1 pseudogene is annotated in these 1157 nt (G+C 46.6%); it reads right to left on the reverse strand.

The window, feature by feature from the left end:
• Positions 1 to 6: 6 nt before the first annotated feature.
• Positions 7 to 1061 (reverse strand): annotated as a pseudogene (locus BRW63_RS27015) (IS630 family transposase).
• Positions 1062 to 1157 lie beyond the last annotated feature (96 nt).

Raw genomic sequence — 1157 nt, forward strand, 5'->3', positions numbered from 1 at the left:
TATACTCTAATCGGCTAAGAGCTGGACTTTTTTGAAGGATTGAAACTTCCAACTCATCAGGCTTTTTAGCTTGTCGTGTTTGTCAATAGGAGCCGTCTCTATCACCGTTGAAATTGCCTGTTTGAAACTAGAGAAGTCAGCATAATACTTGGAGTATAAACATTCCCGACGCACAAATCGCCAGAGACGTTCGATTAAGTTCAAATGCGGCGAGTAAGACGGCAAGTAGACTAACGTAATTGCGAGGCGTTCTGCACAGTCAAACACCGCAGCGCACTTTTGATAGCGGGCGTTATCCCAGACTAAGGTAATCGGTATCCCCAATGCTAAATCAGAGAGCTTCTGTAACAGGTGACAAACACTCTCGGCGTTGATGTAGGTTTCGTTCGTCACGGTGATGATTTCTAAAGTTAGGGCATTGATTGCCCCTAAGACGTTAAAGCGGTTGCGTCCAGCAGGTGAGGGGATGAATACCCGGACAAAGCACCACAGATAGCCTAAAAAAGGACTGTGGACAAAATGGGCAGCATCGACAAAAAAACGGCTTGTTTGCCCGCTTTGGCAGTTTCGAGCAACGGTTCTAGAACCTCAAAGCGAAACGTTTCTTGGGCGGCGATCTTGTCTGGATCGCTACTTTTACCGGGTACAAATCCAACTTTGCACCGTTTCATCCCGATGCGTTTGAGAAAGGCATTGACTTGAGTGGGACTGCGCTGAATTCCGGTCAGTTCGGCAATCTTCGCTTGTGCCTCGGCAACCGTTTGAGGCGGATGCGCTTTGAAGTAAGTCTCCACCGTCGGCACATGGGCATTCAGTTCACTTGGTTGCCCCTGATAATCTAACTGTTTGAGCCGCTCGACTCCACCTTCTTGATATTGTTTGAGATAGACGCTCAGTGTGGTTTTAGAAATATTGCACAGTCGTCGGATTTCTTGGTGTGCCAAGCCTTGGCTTTTCAGGTACAACACTTCCATTTTCTGTTGCACTTTTGGGTGAGGATAGTGATACCGTTCATATTTCAGTTCAGCCACCATTTCTGGTGTGAATTCAATCCGAATCATGCTAACAACCTCTTTTCTCCTGCTCTAGAACAAACCTCATCTTATCGTTGATGCGGGAGAACAATCCAAAAGTCCATTTCTCAATCGTGGCGAGTA

The sequence above is a fragment of the Phormidesmis priestleyi ULC007 genome (assembly GCF_001895925.1).
In the GTDB taxonomy this organism is placed as follows: domain Bacteria; phylum Cyanobacteriota; class Cyanobacteriia; order Leptolyngbyales; family Leptolyngbyaceae; genus Phormidesmis_A; species Phormidesmis_A priestleyi_A.